Annotated in this window: 12 protein-coding genes; 5 read left to right on the forward strand and 7 right to left on the reverse strand. The window is 48.2% G+C overall.

Features of this window, described 5'->3' with window-relative positions; genetic code table 11:
* Positions 1 to 291: 291 nt before the first annotated feature.
* Positions 292 to 2,154, forward strand: a complete 1,863-nt coding sequence (locus tag H6G89_RS10700) for an NAD(P)H-quinone oxidoreductase subunit F (protein WP_190505846.1) — start codon at positions 292 to 294, stop codon at positions 2,152 to 2,154.
* A 114-nt stretch (positions 2,155 to 2,268) separates the two neighbouring features.
* Here the strand turns inward: H6G89_RS10700 and H6G89_RS10705 are convergent, their stop codons facing one another.
* Positions 2,269 to 2,424, reverse strand: a complete 156-nt coding sequence (locus H6G89_RS10705; protein WP_190506155.1) for a hypothetical protein — start codon at positions 2,422 to 2,424, stop codon at positions 2,269 to 2,271.
* A 37-nt stretch (positions 2,425 to 2,461) separates the two neighbouring features.
* On the opposite strand from H6G89_RS10705, the gene H6G89_RS10710 reads away from it, so the two are divergent.
* The 3 genes from H6G89_RS10710 (at position 2,462) to H6G89_RS10720 (ending at position 5,965) form a co-directional block, all read left to right on the forward strand.
* Positions 2,462 to 3,961: an NADH-quinone oxidoreductase subunit M gene (locus H6G89_RS10710; RefSeq protein WP_190505848.1), complete on the forward strand. Its 1,500-nt coding sequence runs from the start codon at positions 2,462 to 2,464 to the stop codon at positions 3,959 to 3,961.
* A gap of 207 nt (positions 3,962 to 4,168) precedes the next feature.
* A complete protein-coding gene (locus H6G89_RS10715; protein WP_190505850.1) occupies positions 4,169 to 5,482 on the forward strand; it encodes a CO2 hydration protein in 1,314 nt (437 codons plus the stop codon).
* Positions 5,483 to 5,563: 81 nt separating this feature from the next.
* On the forward strand, positions 5,564 to 5,965 hold the full coding sequence (locus H6G89_RS10720) for a fasciclin domain-containing protein (protein ID WP_190505852.1): 402 nt from the start codon (positions 5,564 to 5,566) through the stop codon (positions 5,963 to 5,965).
* A gap of 123 nt (positions 5,966 to 6,088) precedes the next feature.
* Here the strand turns inward: H6G89_RS10720 and ypfJ are convergent, their stop codons facing one another.
* A complete protein-coding gene (ypfJ, locus tag H6G89_RS10725; protein ID WP_190505854.1) occupies positions 6,089 to 6,952 on the reverse strand; it encodes a KPN_02809 family neutral zinc metallopeptidase in 864 nt (287 codons plus the stop codon).
* A gap of 323 nt (positions 6,953 to 7,275) precedes the next feature.
* Here ypfJ and H6G89_RS10730 point away from each other — a divergent pair, with 323 nt between their 5' ends.
* Positions 7,276 to 8,214 (forward strand): SMP-30/gluconolactonase/LRE family protein, encoded by a 939-nt coding sequence (locus H6G89_RS10730; RefSeq protein ID WP_190505856.1) that lies wholly within the window; start codon positions 7,276 to 7,278, stop codon positions 8,212 to 8,214.
* A gap of 48 nt (positions 8,215 to 8,262) precedes the next feature.
* Here H6G89_RS10730 and H6G89_RS10735 read toward each other — a convergent pair whose 3' ends face one another.
* The 5 genes from H6G89_RS10735 to H6G89_RS10755 all read right to left on the reverse strand — a co-directional run bounded on the left by H6G89_RS10735 (position 8,263) and on the right by H6G89_RS10755 (position 18,523).
* On the reverse strand, positions 8,263 to 9,453 hold the full coding sequence (locus tag H6G89_RS10735; protein ID WP_190505858.1) for a vWA domain-containing protein: 1,191 nt from the start codon (positions 9,451 to 9,453) through the stop codon (positions 8,263 to 8,265).
* Between the two features lie 492 nt (positions 9,454 to 9,945).
* A complete protein-coding gene (locus H6G89_RS10740; protein WP_190505860.1) occupies positions 9,946 to 10,482 on the reverse strand; it encodes a DM13 domain-containing protein in 537 nt (178 codons plus the stop codon).
* 349 nt (positions 10,483 to 10,831) lie between these two features.
* The gene (locus H6G89_RS10745; protein ID WP_190505862.1) at positions 10,832 to 11,269 is read right to left on the reverse strand and encodes a DUF4347 domain-containing protein; all 438 of its coding nucleotides are present in this window, start codon (positions 11,267 to 11,269) and stop codon (positions 10,832 to 10,834) included.
* Positions 11,270 to 11,455: 186 nt separating this feature from the next.
* Positions 11,456 to 15,100, reverse strand: a complete 3,645-nt coding sequence (locus tag H6G89_RS36590; RefSeq protein ID WP_190505864.1) for a two-partner secretion domain-containing protein — start codon at positions 15,098 to 15,100, stop codon at positions 11,456 to 11,458.
* A gap of 210 nt (positions 15,101 to 15,310) precedes the next feature.
* A complete protein-coding gene (locus H6G89_RS10755) occupies positions 15,311 to 18,523 on the reverse strand; it encodes an SdrD B-like domain-containing protein (protein ID WP_190505866.1) in 3,213 nt (1,070 codons plus the stop codon).
* Position 18,524 lies beyond the last annotated feature (1 nt).

An 18,524-nucleotide genomic window follows, 5' to 3' on the forward strand; every position in this document is an offset into this window, starting at 1 on the left:
TTTGTGTAAACCGCACCCTGCCTTCGCTTTCACCCACACTCAACTCTTCTATTGATAATTATCCCTTTAATCCATAGATAATTATCTATGCATAGATCTATATCTATAAGTTTTAATGAATCAAAACATTAAATAAATCATTAAATTATAGATTTTTTATTATGTTCACTTCATGTAGCATAGTTCTATTGCTATATATTCAGCTTTTTTCACCTGAAATAGCCACCCAAATACAGACAGCGATCGCTGCCTGCACTTCCCCTACCTTGATGTTGCAAAGGTGTTAGCCTTATGACTCAGTTCTTTGCACAGACCGCCTGGTTAATTCCGGTCTATCCGCTTATTGGCATGGTGTTGTCAATCCTGTGGTTTCCGTCGGTGACTCGCCGTACGGGTCCAAGGCCAGCAGGTTACGTCAATGCCATCACAACATTTATAGCTTTCATTCACGCTGTTGCAGCCCTTCCTGCGGTTTGGCAACAACCTCCTCATTATGAGTTTTTCTCCTGGTTACAGGTTGCAGGTCTAGATTTAACCATCCCGGTTGAAATCTCGGCACTCACCGTTGGAGCCATGATTCTAATCACTGGATTAAACTTCATGGCACAGATCTATGCGGTTGGCTACCTGGAAATGGACTGGGGTTGGGCACGGTTTTATGCCCTGCTGGCATTGTTTGAAGCGGGGATGTGTGCTCTGGCTCTCTGCAATTCCCTATTCTTCAGCTATGTCATTCTTGAAATTTTGACATTAGCTACTTACCTGTTGGTTGGCTTCTGGCTCAATCAACCACTGGTGGTGACTGGGGCAAGAGATGCCTTTTTAACAAAGCGGGTAGGGGATTTGTTCTTGCTCATGGGGGTTTTGGCAATTTATCCTCTGGCAGGTACCTGGGATTTCAACGAATTAGCTGCATGGGCACAAACGGCAGATGTTAATCCAACCGTAGCCGCTTTAGTGGGTCTGGCTCTGTTAGCAGGTCCAATGGGTAAGTGTGCTCAGTTCCCCCTGCACCTGTGGCTTGACGAAGCGATGGAAGGTCCCATTCCCAGCACGATTCTGCGAAACTCGGTTGTGGTTGCGATGGGATCTTGGGTTTTGGTCAAAATGGCACCTGTGTTAGCCATTTCACCGCTGGTGTTGCAAGCTACGATCGCCGTTGGTGCGTTGACGGCTCTGGGTGGCACGTTGATTGCGATCGCCCAAATTGATATCAAACGAGTTTTGTCCTACCTCGTCAGTGCTTACATGGGTCTGACCTTCATCGCTGTTGGTACAGAGCAACCCGAAGCCGCATTGTTAATCGTGTTGACCCACGCTCTGGCAATGGCGACCCTGGTCATGAGTTGTGGTTCCATCATCCTGAATAACATTACTCAAGATGTCACGCAGTTGGGTGGACTGTGGGGTCGTCGTCCTGTAACGGGTCTAGCTTATGTCGCTGGCTCTCTTGGACTGATTGCATTACCTCCGCTGGGTGGATTTTGGTCACTGCTGAAATTAGCAGATGGACTGTGGGAGACTCGTCCTGTACTGGTTGGTCTATTACTGGTCATCAATGCGCTGGTTGGCTTTGCAGTCACTCGTGTATTTGGACTGTTGTTCTTTAACCAACCTAAACCGATGGCGGTGCGATCGCCCGAAAACCTTTGGCCCATCACCTTGCCAATGGTCTTTGGAGCCGCGTTTACATTGCATTTGCCACTGATCATGCAGAGCTTATCACTGCTTCCCAGTTGGGCAATGTTGAATCGCGATGTAGCTCTGCTGCTCACCTGGTCTAGCATCTTTGGCGTTAGCATCAGCGCAATTGTCTACATTGGCAATTTCATTCCAAAGCCGATTGCATTGCCCTCCAAGGCGTTACAAAACCTCTTTGCTTACGATTTCTACACTCCGAAAATCTACAAATCCAGCGTTGTCGGCAGTGTTGATATTATTTCTCGCATCACAGACTGGCTCGATCGCTACATCGTCGATGGGTTGGTCAATTTGGTAGGTCTAACGTCCATTCTGGGCGGTGAATTGCTGAAGTACAGCACCTCTGGCAAAACTCAAGCGTATGCATTGACGATCGCCTTTGGCGTTGCCATCATCGGCATTCTCACCAGTTGGTCTTTAATCGCAGATCTTTCCTTAGTCATTGGAGATTAGTGAACTGTCAATTGTTAATTGTCAATCGTTCATGGTCAATCGTTCATGGTCAATTGTTGATGGTCAATTGTTCATGGTCAATCGTTCATGGTCAATCGTTCATTGCTCCTGTATTTAACTACTGAGCATTAACCATTGACTACTGACTATTAACCATTGACTACTGACCATTAACCATTGACTACTAACTACTGACCATTGACTACTAACTACTGACCATTGACCACTGACTATTAACCATTGACTACTAACCGCCGACTCTTGACCCACCCTTCCCATTCACCAAACTAATTTTTGGTTAATCGCTATGCTCAGCACATTGATCTGGATACCCATTATTGGTGCCGCTATCGTCGCCTTTTTGCCAAAAGGGCTAGCTGCAAATCGAGTTCGGTTGATTTCTCTAGTTTTGTCTGGTGCGATCGCGCTCTGGTCGTTGTTTATTCTGACTCAGTTTGATTTGTCGAATCCGGGGATGCAATTTCAGGAAAATCTCCCCTGGATTGAAACTCTAGGGTTGAACTATCAACTTGGAGTAGACGGATTATCGATGGTACTCCTGGTACTCAACAGTTTCCTCACCTGGATTGCCATCTATTGCAGCAGTCAAACGACCGATCGCCCAAAACTGTTCTACTCCCTCATTTTGTTAATTAGTGGAGGCGTAGCAGGTGCATTTCTAGCACAAAACCTGCTGTTGTTCTTCCTGTTCTATGAACTGGAACTCGTCCCCTTCTACCTGTTGATTTCGATTTGGGGGGGACCCAAGCGCAACTATGCGGCTGTCAAGTTTCTGATTTACACCGCGACCTCTGGCGCATTGATTCTGGCAGCCTTCTTAGGATTGATTTGGCTAACTCAATCCTCCACGTTTGGGTACGAAGCGTTGTTGGGGCAAACCCTGCCGTTAGGATTGCAATTCCTGCTCTTGGGAACGTTGCTGGTTGGGTTTGGCATCAAGATTCCCCTTGTACCCTTTCACACCTGGTTACCTGACACCTATGTTGAAGCCTCTGCTCCTGTCGCAATCCTGTTAGGTGGTGTTTTAGCAAAATTGGGAACCTACGGTATTTTCCGGTTTGGGTTGGGGCTATTCCCAGAAGCCTGGGGTCGGTTAGCACCCTGGTTGGCGATTTGGGCAGCGATCAGTATCATGTATGGTGCACTGGCGGCGATCGCCCAAAAAGATATCAAGCGGATGGTTGCCTACAGTTCCATCGGTCATATGGGCTACATCTTGTTGGGTGGTGCAGCCTTGACAGCTCTCAGTGTAGTAGGTGCTGTCTCTCAGATGGTGGCTCACGGGTTGATTCTGGCAATCTTGTTCCATCTGGTAGGTGTAATTGAAAGCAAAGTGGGAACCCGTGAGTTAGATGTGTTGAATGGACTGATGAACCCCATTCGAGGCTTGCCCTCGGTGACTGCGTTGCTGGTGTTAGGGGGTATGGCGAGTGCCGGAATTCCAGGATTAGCTGGATTTATCGCTGAGTTTTTGATCTTCCAGGGCAGTTACTCGGCATTCCCAGTGCAAACTTTGTTGGCTGTCGTTGGAACAGGTTTGACAGCCGTTTACTTTGTCATTCTGCTGAACCGCACCTGCTTTGGCAAATTGGACAACGCCACGGCTTATTATCCCAAGGTGACCTTGAGTGAAAAAGCACCTGCATTGGTGCTCGCTGCTCTGATCATCTTCTTGGGCGTACAACCGACCTGGCTTGTCCGTTGGAGTGAGCCAACTACTGCGGCGATGGTCGCGGCGGTTCCAGCGATTACCTCTAACGATGTGCAGTTAGCCATCAATAAATAAGTCAACAGTCAATGGTCAATAGTCAATGGTTATTGGTTCATGGTCAATAGTCAGGTGGTGCAGAGCTAGGAATTAGCAACTAACACTAGCAATTAGCAACTAACAATTAATGATTGACCTTGCTCAAGAACAATAGCCATCAACGATTAACAATTGACGATTGACAATTGATCTTAATTTCCTCACTCTCTACTCCCCACTAAACCTATGACAAGCACTTTAGAGATCCCCACTCCGGCTCCGGCTAAGATTCCCCCATCCCACCACGAGTTTGCCGATATTATTCATCGCCTGGAAGCAGGTGGCTCCATGCTTCCTGACACACCCGAAAACTTGATGCAGATTATCGGGTTGTATAAGGCATATGCGGTTCCAATGGACTTTTACTGGCGTGATCTGCTCTACATCGCTGAGCAAGTGTTTCTCGATCCGCTACCTTTCTTCAAGTACTTCATCTCCCAGGAGTATCTCGATCGCGACAACCACTATTCTGGAGACAACGCCGATCTGCGGATCTGGCGTGGCATTGGGTCGGCTCACCCAGAGTTGCTGGCATTCATGCAAAAGGGCGAAGTGAACAAGAAAATGCCTCGCCTGTTCCATCACTGGTGGCACGATCGCATCAATATGGAATTTGCCGAAGAGTGTATGCGAGCAATGCTCTGGCATGGTCGTGACATGGGCACAGGTCTGTTTGATGCGTACCTCGATAGCGAAGAATATCGCCAAAACGCTGATCGCGCCATCAAAGCTTATTTCAAAAAGAATCCTTTGATGTCGGCAATGTACAAGGCATTTCCTGACATGTTCCTGGAGCAGTGCCGCCAGATGTCCTACTACGCTAACCTGGGCTTGTTCTGGGAAGTGATGGCTCCTGTGTTCTTTGAAATGTCGGATATCTACGATGAGGGCGGTTTCAAAGGCGTTCCTGATGCAATGAACTTCTTGGTAAATGGCATTTTTGCGATCGCTGGACGTCCCATTTATCATCACGTCTACATTGATGGCGAATGCTACGAGATCATTCCCAAGTCCAAAGGCTTTACCTGGTTGTACGAAGCGGCACTGCCCTATGTGGAAGCAGTATTCTACCGCACGTCTCCCTTCCGGGGTACCAAGTCCTACAATGCGCAAGCTGGACAGGTTCCCACTGAACAAAAAGACTTCCACTATGGCGTGCTTTATGCTGACAAATTCCCCGTTGGCACCGCAGGCATCCCGCCCACATTGTTGGCGCAGGACATGCTGCACTTCTTGCCTGACTATCTCGTGGAGTACTACCAGAAGCACTGTCGGGGCGAAGATGACATGCTGATCCAATTAGCTGTGAGCTTCCAGCGATCGATGTACAACGTGACCTCAGCGGTAATTCAAGCATTGCGGACGGCTCTGCTCTATCCACTAGATGACCCCAACCCCGACCACCTGATGGCAAACCGTAAGTTCTTTGAGGCACAACTCGATCGGTTCATTCGACCTGAATCACGGATTCGGGAGATTCAGAACCAAAACTATCGGTAGAAGGTTCTGTAGGGGCGTTTCACGAAACGCCCTGACAACCAAGTTCATGTGTAGTCGAAGTGAAAGGATTTGGTATAAATCATGCCTGACATTGTTGATATTGCAGTCGGTGCTGGCTCTTTTGAAACCCTGGTTGCCGCTGTCAAAGCCGCTGGTTTAGTGGACGTGCTCAAAAGCCCAGGACCCTTCACAGTCTTTGCCCCCAACGATGCTGCCTTTGCCAAACTTCCCCCTGGAACCGTACAAACGCTAGTACAAAATCCACCCCAGTTGGCGCGAATTCTCACCTATCACGTAGTCTCCGGTCGGCTCAAGCAAGCCGATTTAGCGAAAGTTGATTCCGTGACTTCCGTTGAAGGATCACCCATCACTGTCCGCACTGCCAAAAACTTTGAAGTGAAGAATGCCACCGTCGTTGCGGCAGATATTGAGGCAGATAACGGCATCATTCACGTAATCGATAACGTGATCTTGATGGGTTGAGAGAGTGAGAAGTCAGAGTTCTGTGAAAACCCTGACTTCTCCAACGCACGAGTTTAACCTGTGCTGAGTGTCGAGTGTTGTGTCTCAAAGTTTCGCTTTAGGACGCAGCACTCGTTTCCTATCTTAAGGGTTTGCTACATCAAAGGTGTTACATTGGCTTGGATCACCCGACTCAATGCCCCGTTTAAACCAGCGCACTCGCTGCTCTGAGCTACCGTGGGTAAAGGATTCAGGTACGACGTAGCCTCTGCTCTCATGTTGCAAACGATCGTCACCAATGCTACTGGCGGCGTTGATCGCCTCTTCAATATCCCCTTGCTCTAAAATCTGGCGCGATCGCTCTGCATTGTGTGCCCAGATTCCAGCGAAACAGTCGGCTTGCAACTCCAACCGCACCGAGAGTTGATTGGCTTCAACTTCGCTCACCTGACTTTGCAGCGATCGCACCTGATCTGAGACTCCTAACAGTTTCTGTACATGGTGTCCAACTTCGTGAGCAATCACATAAGCTTGAGCAAAGTCGCCCGGAGCTTGATGGCGGGTTTGCAGGTCCTTGTAGAAACTCAGGTCAATATAAACCGTTTGATCACGGGGGCAATAAAATGGACCCATTGCCGCCTGACCATAGCCACACGCGGTTTCAGTTGCCCCTGAAAACAACACTAACTTTGGTTCAACGTAAGTTTCACCCGACTGGCGAAAAATTTCACTCCAGGTATCTTCGGTGTCAGCTAGCACGACAGAGACAAAATCGGCTTGAGGATCGTTCTCTAAAGAACCCGGATCGACGGGTTGTTCATAGGGACTACCATACTCACCTGTGGGTGCGCCCTGATTAAATACAACACTCGGATCGCCACCTAACAAAGTCACCAACAACCCCAACAGTAAGGTTCCTAAACCGATGCCACCCCCGACAACGGCACCCGAACCCCGTCCTCGACGATCTACAACGTTGTCACTTCGACGACCTAGCTGCCACCGCATGAATACTTTCCAAATTCTTTGCTTTCAGTTTAGAAGCTCTATTTGGAATTAGAAATTCACTCGAAGAGCTATCTTTTCGAGTTGCTTACTACTTTCTAATGGACTTTTGAAATACACCGCAAGACACATTTAATCTTGTTTACTGCATCTTGTCTCTCGTAACAAGGCTCTGCCTCCAAATCCAGATTCCCAGACAGAGGCCAAGAAACAGGAAAACTCAAGATGTAGACATCACTATAATGTCTCCTAAGATAGTTCTAATTTTGAGTTTTATTTCGCACTCTTAAAAGAGTAATTTTGTTGCAACCTTACCAACAACCCTGATGAATGCAGTTATACAAAGCACCTCTTCCCAGGCGATCGCCACACCTCGTGTGATTCTGGAAGCCCGTGCTCGTTTAGGTGAAAGCCCGTTATGGGATAACACACATCAATTATTGTATTGGGTTGATATTTACAACTATCGGGTGCATCAATTTAACCCTGCCACACACGAGAATCGCTCCTTTGATGTCGGTGATGTTGTAGGTCCGATCGCCCTTGCAGGGGATCATCGGCTGATTATTGCTCAGCGCGATCGCCTCGCCTTCCTCCACACTAAAACGGGAGAACTCACACCCCTATTTTCATTGGAAGCAGACAAACCCGAAAATCGCTTTAACGACGGCAGATGTGATGCTCAGGGACGCTTTTGGTTTGGCTCCATGCATCCCGAAAAGCCAGAAGGAATCCTCTATCGCTTGGATCCAGATAACTCACTGCATATCATGGAAACTGGGCTAACAATTCCTAATGGGATGGGCTGGAGCCTGGATGAGAAACGGTTGTATTTGACTGATTCACCTCGACAGACGATTTATGTCTATGACTTTGATGCTGCAACCGGGGAGATGAGCGATCGCCGCACGCTGATTGATCTAACCGCAGAATCTTTTTATCCCGATGGATTAGCCATCGATGCTGAGGGATGTCTCTGGTCAGCCATGTGGGACGGATGGTGTGTGATTCGGTTTGATCCAGACGGACGAGAAATGACCCGCATCTCACTACCCGTACCCTGCCCCACCAGTTGCACCTTTGGGGACAGTGACTTGTCAACACTGTACATCACCACCGCATCTGTAGGATTGAGTCAACAACAAATCGATCGCAGTGTTTGTTCTGGTGATCTATTTTGTGTATCAACCAACGTTAGAGGATTACCAGCACTACCGTTCAAAGCGGATGAAGCAAGCCATCAGAAACGTCAACACAAGATTTAGAAACTGGAGGAGAAAGAATTGAGAAGTCAGGGAGGAAGAAATTCGTCATCAATTAGTTGGTTGACCATATCGTTGATTGACGGTTTCTAAGTCCTGTCGTAGTTGTTCGAGCGTTACATCACGCTGGTCGCGGTAGCTCTGCTGAACCCGATTACTCCACTCTCGAATAGCAGCGTGTCGTGTTTCGAGCTTTTCCCGTACTGCCTCAACATAGGAATAGTTAGAATCTTCAGGGTGCAATTGGGCTAACGCCGAGTTAATGCGAGCCGACTCCTGAGTTAACTTGATTGATACGCAACTTGAAACTTGTGTTGTGGCAATATCGGTCTTACTCTGGGCATAGGTGCGATCGATCGAGTTTTGTGCCCGATAAAGAGTTTGCTCAACCTGCGACTGCGCCTGATTGAAAATGCGATCGAGTTCACTCGCACTATGAGCCGACAAATACTTTCCTCCTCCTGCACGCGCAACAGCCTCAAGCTGCTGTTGAGCTTCGTTATTAACGTCAAATCCAATAACATTAATGATTACGTCTGCTTGCGTGTGGAGTTTTTGGGCTGCCACCACTGGATTTCCTCCACAGGTTTCAATCCCATCTGAGACAACATACACAATGTTTTGACGCTCTTCATTGACAGGCAGTAGTTGACCAGCCTGCTCTAATGCTTTTGCGATCGGTGTGTAGCCAGTCGGTTGAAAGGATTGTACTGCTGCGTCAAATTGTGCTTGATCAAGCGAATCGAGTGCATACACTGACTCAATCCCTGCACAAGAAACAGCTTTATCTGCGGCTTGATTAGAACCTTTGTGCCCGTAAACCAACAAACCAATTTGGGTTGTTTCTGGGAGTTGTGAGACAAATCGGGCGATCGCACTCTTTGCCACGTCTATCTTAGTTCCACCTGTAATGGATTCAGCCATTGACCCTGATGAGTCGAGTGCAATCAACACGTTTAAATCGGTTTGTGTTTGAGAACTACCCTGCGGGTTTGGTGTGCCGCGTACCTGTAGCTCTAACGGTTGTAAGCATTCTGTGCAGTCTTGCCCGTACTGACTTAAAAGTTGTTGAAAGTAAGCTTCTACTCCATCCTCAGAGATGGTTGAGGTTTCGCTAGTAGATGGCATAACAGGAACTTCAGAAGCAGCTTGTTGACTACTTTGTGATGTGCAGCTTGCCAACGAGAGGACTGACATCAGTAGAGCAGATAACAAACTAAATCGAGTACGATTTAGTTTCATAGTATTTTCCTTAAATCTTGAAGGTAATATCGCCCTGTTATCTCAAAAATTACCCAAGTTAAAGACACTAATACTTAAAACCTTAAATCAAACTCTTGTAAAATACAGCATGATTCTCAGCTTAATTGCGAGCAATAATCAAAAATCATACTCAGGCTATATGACTTATGACAGATTAGGAAAGGCTCCTATGCAAGTACTCAATATGTCACTACAATCAAACTTTAAATATTCTCATCACACGCTCAGTACCAATAAAAAACTTACTAATCATCAGAAGACAGTAGTCAACTATTTATTGATTAATCCATTCAAAATCGTGTCTTATTATTTTCTCAATCTACTCATAATGAGCTTTATTAGTACTCGCTTAACTCTACATATTAAGTATTCTTGATTAGTAGTAAACAGTGGCAAATCCAGATGTTTTAGGACTTACCACTGCTCATGACTCTGTGCGATTTTACTATCTACCTCTACTCCTGCTCCCTTCTATTGCAGAGTCGCTGCCCCAAACGTGGCATTAAACTTGCGACACCAGATCAGAGCTGACTGATAGTCATTCAAATTAATACTGTCAGGAATGACATAGGTTTGAGCACCATCAAATTGTTGCAGCGGTGCGATCACAACATAATCCCCTTCATTGATAGCATAGGCTGGAGGAGTAGTAGATCCAATTACATCGGGCGATCGATGCAATGCGACAACCAGATCAGGACCCATTTCGGAAGTTTTAAAGCTTTCATCCAGTTCCAACACTAAACTTCCATTCTGATCAAGAATGCGAACCGTACCTTCGGTAGGATGCTCACCCGACACAAAAGAACCTGACTTGAGAGCAGCACCTGCATCAGCTTGAGCGACTGTTTCAGGAGTTGGGGATGCGGTCACTTCCGTTGGACTCGATTGAGCAACAGGGCTATCAGCAGGTTGGCTAGTGGTGGTATTGCTGCTGGTACAACCAATTGTTAGAGCTGTAATCAAGGCTAACGGCAACCAGGGTTTGATCTGCAAAGGAGTTTTCATAATCGGTCTCCAACAGTGAGGGTGAATTAGAAGATTTCACTTGACTCTAATAATCGCTATTGCGATCGCCCCCCGCATGATAACCCCTTAAAAAGCAGGTGATAACCCTTTCATCTCATACTCATCTTATTTTCAGTAATTGCCAAAAAAGCAGAGGTATGACATCGCATCTCCTCTGCTTCCATTCCATCAGGATCAATTCAAACAGCGATTAACAATTGCGTGGATTGCTCGCACCCGAAGCCACATTCTGCAATGGAATTCTGGAATGAGGCAAAGGTTCTAAACGCAACGCCAATTTCATTACCGTGAGTATCCAGTTCTTAGGGCTGGCCTTCAACAAGACAAGTTACACAGACTGAGAATCCGCGATGGTCGCTCCAGTCAACATGTGGAGTTTCTCGACAAACTCTGCTCCTGCATCCCCTACAGCAATACTACAACCATAAAACAGAATCGAAGAGGCTGACCAAGACTGGAGATCCCAGGAATACTGTTCCAACGTTTTTAGGCTAAGCTGCGTGTTTCCTAAAAAGAGCGTACCAGGGGTACCATGAGCCATAATGTGCAAACTGGTTACTTCAGGGTGTTGCTGCAAAGCGTGAGTAATCTGCTCTACCCCATCTTGTTGAGCATCTAATTGAACTGCGATCGCCCCTGGCAGGAGTTCTGACGTTGCTGCGTCGGTAATACGACTATCAATGACGACTAAAACAGAAGTAGGGGCAGTGGATGCAGCTTTAGGAGAACCTGCCTGATGTTTTGTAGTGCTAGCAGAACGGGTCATATTTCAATGCCTTTAAACCAGTAATAGGAAGGTGGATGTAGCGAAGCAATGGACAGTCAGAGAACGTGCAGCGTTATGGTTAGTTTTACGATTGGCTTCAATCAGTATTCCCACCCACACCAGACCATCAACAAGCTGACAAATTCTTTTTTCCCAAATGAATAGATGAACCGTTATGGAGTGGGCTTAGGGAGATGGCAATGTCGTTGGAGAGCACACAGCAGGACTGGTGTTGAAATCCTGAATTGCTGCACCAGGAACTTGAGCCACTAATGACATCCTGCCCTCTGCATCTCGCCCAAAGGCTTGAGCTTCGGTAATTTGGCTGGGGCGAGTACGTTGAGAGGTTGTTGCATCCGAGCCACTAGCCGTCTGATCAGGGGTTTGGGTTGAGGGGGTGACGGTTTCCCAGCCAATGACATAGGCATCTGTTCTCAGGTGTTCGGTAGGGCTAGGGGGCAATCCACCGCGTCCCGTCACCACTAAACTACCCTGGTTACTGGCAACGGCTCCACCTGCCGAGCAGCCTTGAGCAATCAGTCGGGACGCATCCACAATATCAGAGGGCAAATTGGTAACGCCGCGCAGGGGGTCTGTGTCAGGTGTGCGGATGATGATTTCGCCGTTTAAATTGGGGTTAGCTTGAGAAATGGCGGTGATATCGCTGGTGGCGAGGGCAGCCGGGTCGAGTTGGGTTGGGTCACTCGTTCCTAAAAGGGCTTCTAATTCGGCACGGCTACGAGGCGTGAATCCAAAAATGCCTTGTGTAGTGATGAGTACTCGACCACCCCGCCCTGTAAAGGCGTTGGCGGTGATATCGTTATTCTCCGTTGGCGCACCAACTAAAAACGGAGTGTCAATAATAATGTTTCCTCCATCTCCACCCGCTCTAGCTGTTCCAGCCGTTGTAGAGATGCGGCTACCCTGCCGCAGCACTATCACATCGCCAATTTGTAAAACGATATCGCCGCCTCTGTTGCTGGCTGTTTCAGCTGTAAGCAAAGCACGATTATCCAGTACGAGGGAGTCAGCTTGAATGTTAATGTTGCCACCTGTGCCGCTGCCCTGGCTATCAACGGCAATTCGGGCGCGATCGCGAATGGTCACCTGATTGGGGTTTTGAATGGTGATGCTGCCGCTGTTTCCAGTAGCGGTAGCTGTGGTATTAGCAAAAATGCCTGTGTTTCTGCCGTCTAACAACAGCGAATCACTGATATTCAGTTGAATATTTCCGGCATTACCCACTCCTCGCGTTTCTGCGGTGAGTTGTGCCCCATTGGTCAGTGATAGATTAGGCGTCGTAATGGTCAGGGTGCCACCGTTGCCTGTGGCGTTTTCCCCAACGAACACAGCCGCTCTGCTAATGCGATCGCCATCCGGGAACGAGGCAAAGGTTGCCACTCCATCAAACGATGCTGATTCAGTGGCGTTAATTGTCACTGAACCTGCATTTCCATCACCATCAGACGACGACGTAATCGTGCCACCATTGGTTACTCGTAAGATTGGCGTAGTGATGCTAATCGCTCCACCCTGTCCAACCGCACCCTGACCCAGTTCGCTGGTGATGCCACTGGGCTGCGTATCTCGTGTGCCATCAAACTCTAATAATGCCGCTCCATCAATGGAGATGGACTCGCTAGCTGTGACGTTAATCCGTCCGGCATTACCAACTGCAAAGGAACTGGTGCCTACAATTGCTCCATTCTGAAGAGTTAGGCGATCGGTCGTGACGGTAACATTGCCGCTGTTACCCTCTGCACCAGGTTGAGCCGTACTGAAAATCGACGAGGGTACAAACGCACCGCCCACCAAATCCAGCGGTTGAAACCCAGATAGAGTAATCTCTTCAGCCGTAACGGTGATATTTCCAGCATCACCAATGCCAAAAGCTGAGGATGAAATTTGAGTACCCGTCGTCCCAGAAATGGAGTTTGCCTGAATTAAGACATCGCCACCACGACCCCCTTCACCACTGGCAGAAAAACTGCCTAAAAAGGTGAAATTGAGGCTTGCCGTTTCTACATTGAGAATCGTGTCATTGGCGTTACCGGAGCCTCCAGTACTGGTGGTAATCGTAGATTGATTTGTCGTGAGCGTTTCAGCCGTGAGACGCAAATTTCCACTGGCAGCAGAGCCATAGGTGGAAACCAACACGTTACCCTCGATCGAGATGTTGGGAGCACTGAGACTGACATCGCCACCCTGCTCAGACCCCAGAGTCTGGCTTTCAATCCAGCCTAACTCTAAGGGACTGATGCCAAAGGGGGCTGTTCCCTGGGCGATCGCCGTGTCACTGCTGAGGGTAATGGCTCCCCCCCGTAACCCAAAGGAAAAGATGGTCGATCGCAACGGCATAAAAATGTCGCGATCGGCTAACAGGGTGACGTCCCCAGCATTGCCCTGGAGGTCATCATCCGCAGGCTCAAGCGGATTGGCTGGATCACCAATTTCACCCCCTGACACATCAATGGCACTGAAAACAAGGCGACCTCTAGAATCAATGACAACCGAACCACCCCCTGTTAAAGCCGTTGTATCAATAGACCCAACGCGAATATTACCTGCCAAATCTGGGTTGGGTTGGAATTGATTAGTCAGGTAAACTAACCCGCCGCTGTTGATGATGCTGCCAATACGGATGTCAGCACGGGTTGGAGTCGCACCAGAGGCAGGTGTGCCAAAAAATTGAGTGGTGCCTGCACGAATGTCTAGGGTCGGTTGGGTGGTGCCCCGCAGGGTTAGGGAGGTGCCATTCGATAGAGTGACCGTGCCGTCATTAAATGGACCCCCGGCACCCGTAATAGTGATCGTGCCAGGAACAACCACACTTCCACCTGCCAAAATTTGCAGAGATGCACCCGTGTAGTTGTCCAAGCTAAAGTCTCCCGCCACCTCAAAAACGGGATCACCTACACTCCGTAAGCTGCCTAACCTACCGTTCAGGGTTTGGACTGAGAAATTTCCACCGACACTGTAATGGGTGTCACCAATCACCGTTCCATTCGATTGCAACGTCAAATTCCCACCGGACACTAACCCACTGTCCGCATTGGCTAAGGCACTGATGTCGATGGCTTGGTTGCCCTGCAACAGCAGTTGACCACCAGCGATCGCCCTAAATGGAAGCGTGGTGCGATCGCGAACGGTTAACGTATTCAACGCAATCAGTGACAGATCGCTACCTGCCCTCAATTGCCCTGCTAAATTTAACGTGTCAGCCACTAGGGTCAAATCACCGCCAGTTTGCAAATTTCCCTGACTGGCGATCGCTGACCCTGCTGGAACGTCGCCATACTGTAGCCCTGGTTGAATGTTGACGACCACCAGTGGCGGTGCTTGTGGGTCAGTGGCACTGTACTCCAACCCATTGCCCAACAAGAGGCTATTGGATGTGCTGGCAAAAAATGCGCCCCCAACGTCTAGCTGAGCATTGGCCCCAAATACAATGCCGTTGGGGTTAATCAAGAACAAATTAGCACTGCCCAACACGCCCAACGTCCCGTTGATATCTGAATGGTTGCGTCCCGTCACCCGTCCAATGATGTTGTCAATGCTGGATGGATTCGCGAAGTAAACTCGTTGCCCCTGATTGACGTTAAAGTCTGAAAAACTATGAAATAGAGCGTTGTTGCGAATTGCTCCTCCATTAATTTGGTCAATTAATCCTCGTTCGCTCAATACATTAGGCGTTACGACGGAGCGTTCATTTCCTAACGTGTCATCCGGTCGAATTTGAGCGATCGCACCCTCAACCAAGTTAGCCCAGATGGCAACCGTGGCGATCGCTAGAGCTATCCCTGCTGAGTGGTGATGAGGCAGTTTCTGCATAACATTAGACCCTGGAAAACACGAAGGAACAAGAACGAGTCAGTTATTCATTCAATAATTAGAACACTATACAGATATCTTCAGATTGTTTTCGCTAAGTTGTATAAAAACATTAGAAATACAGATTTTGTGCATTGAAAAAGTACCAAATTGAAGTAGGGGGCGTTGCAGTGCAATACCCCCTGGATAAGGCTCTTAGTCAGCGATCGCTTAGCTCAGGATAAAGGTGCCACTGGTGAGCGATCGCACGTCCACAGGTGTGCCTATGCTGGTTGCCGTGCCATTAGTGGTGACTGTAATGATGCCGCCACCAAAATTGGTCAAGTTAATGGTGTTGCCACTCAATGCCGAAGACAATTGAGCCGTCGTAAGACGAAACGCTCTGAGGTCAATTCTATCTCTGGAAAAGTCACGGATCTGGTCATTACCAAATCCTCGCTCAAAGATAAACGTATCCTGACCATCACCACCCAGCAGGATATCGTTCCCCAAGCCACCATTAATCAGGTCTGCTGAAGCCCCCCCTTCAATGGTGTCATTCCCCAAATAGCCGTTTAAGATGTCGCCACCATTTAAACCCTGAATCCTATCTGAGTTAATAGTGCCTGTGATTCGATCCACCTGGACGTTACGACCTCCATCACCTGTGATAGTCACGGTAGCCAGTTGACCTGTAGAAGTTAACACTTCAATTGAACTGAGATTTAACTGTTCTTGATCGACCCGATTGCTAATCGTTAGGCTTGTTTTGTTAGATTGCAAAAAAATTTCAACAATTTGAGGAGAACCTGAATAGCGTGAGAAATCGAGTGTGGTGAATGTACCTGAGCTAGTATCGTTAGCTAACAGGATTCGGTAAGGTCCATCGCTAGTTGAAAGACCATTAACAAAACTCTGAAAACTCTGACGCACACCGTTCACAAAAACATTAAAAGTCACCACCTTGATCGAGCTGGGATCGATAACGTTGCCTGCTAAAGCGGTTTGGCGGAATGCAACGCTGCCATCCAGGTTGTATCGAATGAACTCGCCGTTAAAGGTCACTCCATCCTTCACGATCCTATCGGTAGCGTTACTACGCCCAAACACCCCTTGATCTACCAACTCCATGAATTCTGTAAATTCAGTAGACTCAGTACTGTTAATAAAGTCAGATAGATCTAGAACCGGGTTCCACACAAGAGACAATTCAACGGGTGTAGGAGTACTCCTAAGCGTTGTAGAGGTCGATCGAATCAAGGGATCAACATCACCCGAAAACGCTGGAAGGTAGAGACGGTGAGCTGTTCCATTGCCCTCAATAAACGTACCACCGCCTCTTAATACGGCTACATCCTGACTTGCATCGTTGGCATCAATAATCCCATTTTGATTGAAGTCAACCTGAAGTTTGGTAGGGTCAAACGGATTGAATCGAAAGGACGTAGGAGAACTTGAACTGGGGGTATCAAACCCTAAGTCCGTGAAGTAGAGAGTTCCTTCTGCAACGGCTTGTCCATAATCGTCGGTGCGGGGGCTATCTTGCAGGAAGAAACTAAATTCGGATGGTTTGTAGTCAATCGGTGTACTGAGTTGGCTGGAGTCTGTGATGACTCTAGACTCAGCATCTAGCGTAATGGACTGCCCTGCGGCGATCGCAGGCAGTGGAACTAAAAAGGTACGAGTGTTGCCAGTCGTGGTGAATTGCGTAGTGCTACCCACACGAGTCAATTTGACAAAGGGATGTGTCCCCTGAATAGGAACCACCGTACCTGCCGCAATACTGGTTGTTCCATTGTTGGTGATCGTAATTCGTTGTCGGAAAGTAGCATTTGGTGCAGGCTCAAAGGCAGCTGTATTACCCAACGCAAACCCACTCCCGGATGCACCAAAAATGCTGGGAGTTAAAAAAGAAGACGAATCCAGGTCTACCGCAATGGTGGCACTGAGCGCGTAAAACAACCCAGCATCTAGATCTGAGAGAGTTTGCCCAGAGGTAAGCGTAATAGCGTCGGTTTGCCCTGTGGTTGAGTTAACATCACTGTCGATCGCCTTATTTGTTCCCTGATCTCTGGGGCTAAAGGAGTAACCTGCTAGAGGCACTACTTGCACTCGGTAAGTGCCAGGGTTAACCGTGAAGCTGTAGTTACCGCTAGAGTTGGTCGTGGTAGTGGCAACAATAGCTGAAGTCGCGTTATCTAACAGATTAACGGTGACGTTATTAAGCCCCGTTTCACCTGCATCTTGAATGCCGTCTGCATCAGTATCGAGAAAGACGCGATCGCCAATCGTACCCTGTTGGAACAACCCTGCATCAACAGTAAGATTGGGGGCTTGACCTGAAGTCACGGTAAACAAAGCCGTGCGTCCAGTTGCGAGATCGATGACATCGCTGTCAATCGCATCATTCGATCCCCGATCAGCAGGACTAAAGAAATAGCTACTATTGGGTTTGCCAAACTCCAATCGGTAAGTGCCAGGAGCCACCGAGAAGTTGTAATCACCACTGCTGTTGGTGGTCGTAGAGGCAACCAATCCACCACTGCTGTTGAGCAGTTTGACGGTAACACCACTCAACCCAGCTTCACCTGCATCTTGAATGCCGTTGCCATCGCGATCGAGAAAGACGCGATCGCCAATGGTAGCCCTTTGGATTAAACCAGCATCAATGTTGAGATTAGTTTGTCCGGCGGTAAAAGCGATGGCGGCAGTTTGACCCGTCAACGGATCAACATCACTATCTTTTGTGAGGTCGTTGCCCTGTGCTCTGGCAGTAAATGAGTAACCACTGGGAGCCCAAAATTTGACGCTGTAGGTGCCTGCTGGGGCTATAAAACCGTAGTTACCACTGACATCCGTGATATCGGTCGCTACTACTGCACCGCTACTATTCAGCAATTGCACTGTGACCCCATTCAGACCCGTTTCGCCCATCATCTGAATGCCATCTCCATTGCTATCGATAAAGACGCGATCGCCAATGGTGACAGGTGGGGGCACTGTACCCACCAGTTTGTTACCTCCCGACGCGCTATTGAGGCGCACTCCCCACCGCAGGTTCGTTCCTATCAGATCTGCGATCGTCACCCCCTGAATGATAAAAGTGGTGCTGGGAACAAAGCCAGATCCCGGTTTTTCAATCGCCACCCCAGCATCAAACCCCGTGCTAACGGCTCCAGACATGTTGACATTTCCGGTGCTGGAGTTCACGCTAATCACGCTATTGACGCTAAAAATGTCGTTACTAACATCTACTCCAGTGATATCGGTAGGGAGTGTATTTCCTACAGTGTCAAAGAAGACCCCTGCAATATCTCCAGAATTGGGATCTAATACGCTAACAATAGCTTGGACTCCACCTGAAACTTCCGTCAGAGTAATTTGAACGAGCGGTTGCAACGAAGCAGAATTCAGAGTAAATGTAAACGGCGCGGATGAGGACATG

Source organism: Oscillatoria sp. FACHB-1407, from assembly GCF_014697545.1.
GTDB lineage: Bacteria > Cyanobacteriota > Cyanobacteriia > Elainellales > Elainellaceae > FACHB-1407.

Bases quoted from the DNA above. Each gene is read 5' to 3' on its own strand.
- H6G89_RS10700 (WP_190505846.1), top strand. From the start codon at position 292: ATGACTCAGTTCTTTGCACAGACCGCCTGGTTAATTCCGGTCTATCCG.
- H6G89_RS10710 (WP_190505848.1), top strand. From the start codon at position 2,462: ATGCTCAGCACATTGATCTGGATACCCATTATTGGTGCCGCTATCGTC.
- H6G89_RS10715 (WP_190505850.1), top strand. From the start codon at position 4,169: ATGACAAGCACTTTAGAGATCCCCACTCCGGCTCCGGCTAAGATTCCC.
- H6G89_RS10720 (WP_190505852.1), top strand. From the start codon at position 5,564: ATGCCTGACATTGTTGATATTGCAGTCGGTGCTGGCTCTTTTGAAACC.
- ypfJ (WP_190505854.1), bottom strand. From the start codon at position 6,952: ATGCGGTGGCAGCTAGGTCGTCGAAGTGACAACGTTGTAGATCGTCGA.
- H6G89_RS10730 (WP_190505856.1), top strand. From the start codon at position 7,276: ATGAATGCAGTTATACAAAGCACCTCTTCCCAGGCGATCGCCACACCT.
- H6G89_RS10735 (WP_190505858.1), bottom strand. From the start codon at position 9,453: ATGAAACTAAATCGTACTCGATTTAGTTTGTTATCTGCTCTACTGATG.
- H6G89_RS10740 (WP_190505860.1), bottom strand. From the start codon at position 10,482: ATGAAAACTCCTTTGCAGATCAAACCCTGGTTGCCGTTAGCCTTGATT.
- H6G89_RS10745 (WP_190505862.1), bottom strand. From the start codon at position 11,269: ATGACCCGTTCTGCTAGCACTACAAAACATCAGGCAGGTTCTCCTAAA.
- H6G89_RS36590 (WP_190505864.1), bottom strand. From the start codon at position 15,100: ATGCAGAAACTGCCTCATCACCACTCAGCAGGGATAGCTCTAGCGATC.
- H6G89_RS10755 (WP_190505866.1), bottom strand. From the start codon at position 18,523: ATGTCCTCATCCGCGCCGTTTACATTTACTCTGAATTCTGCTTCGTTG.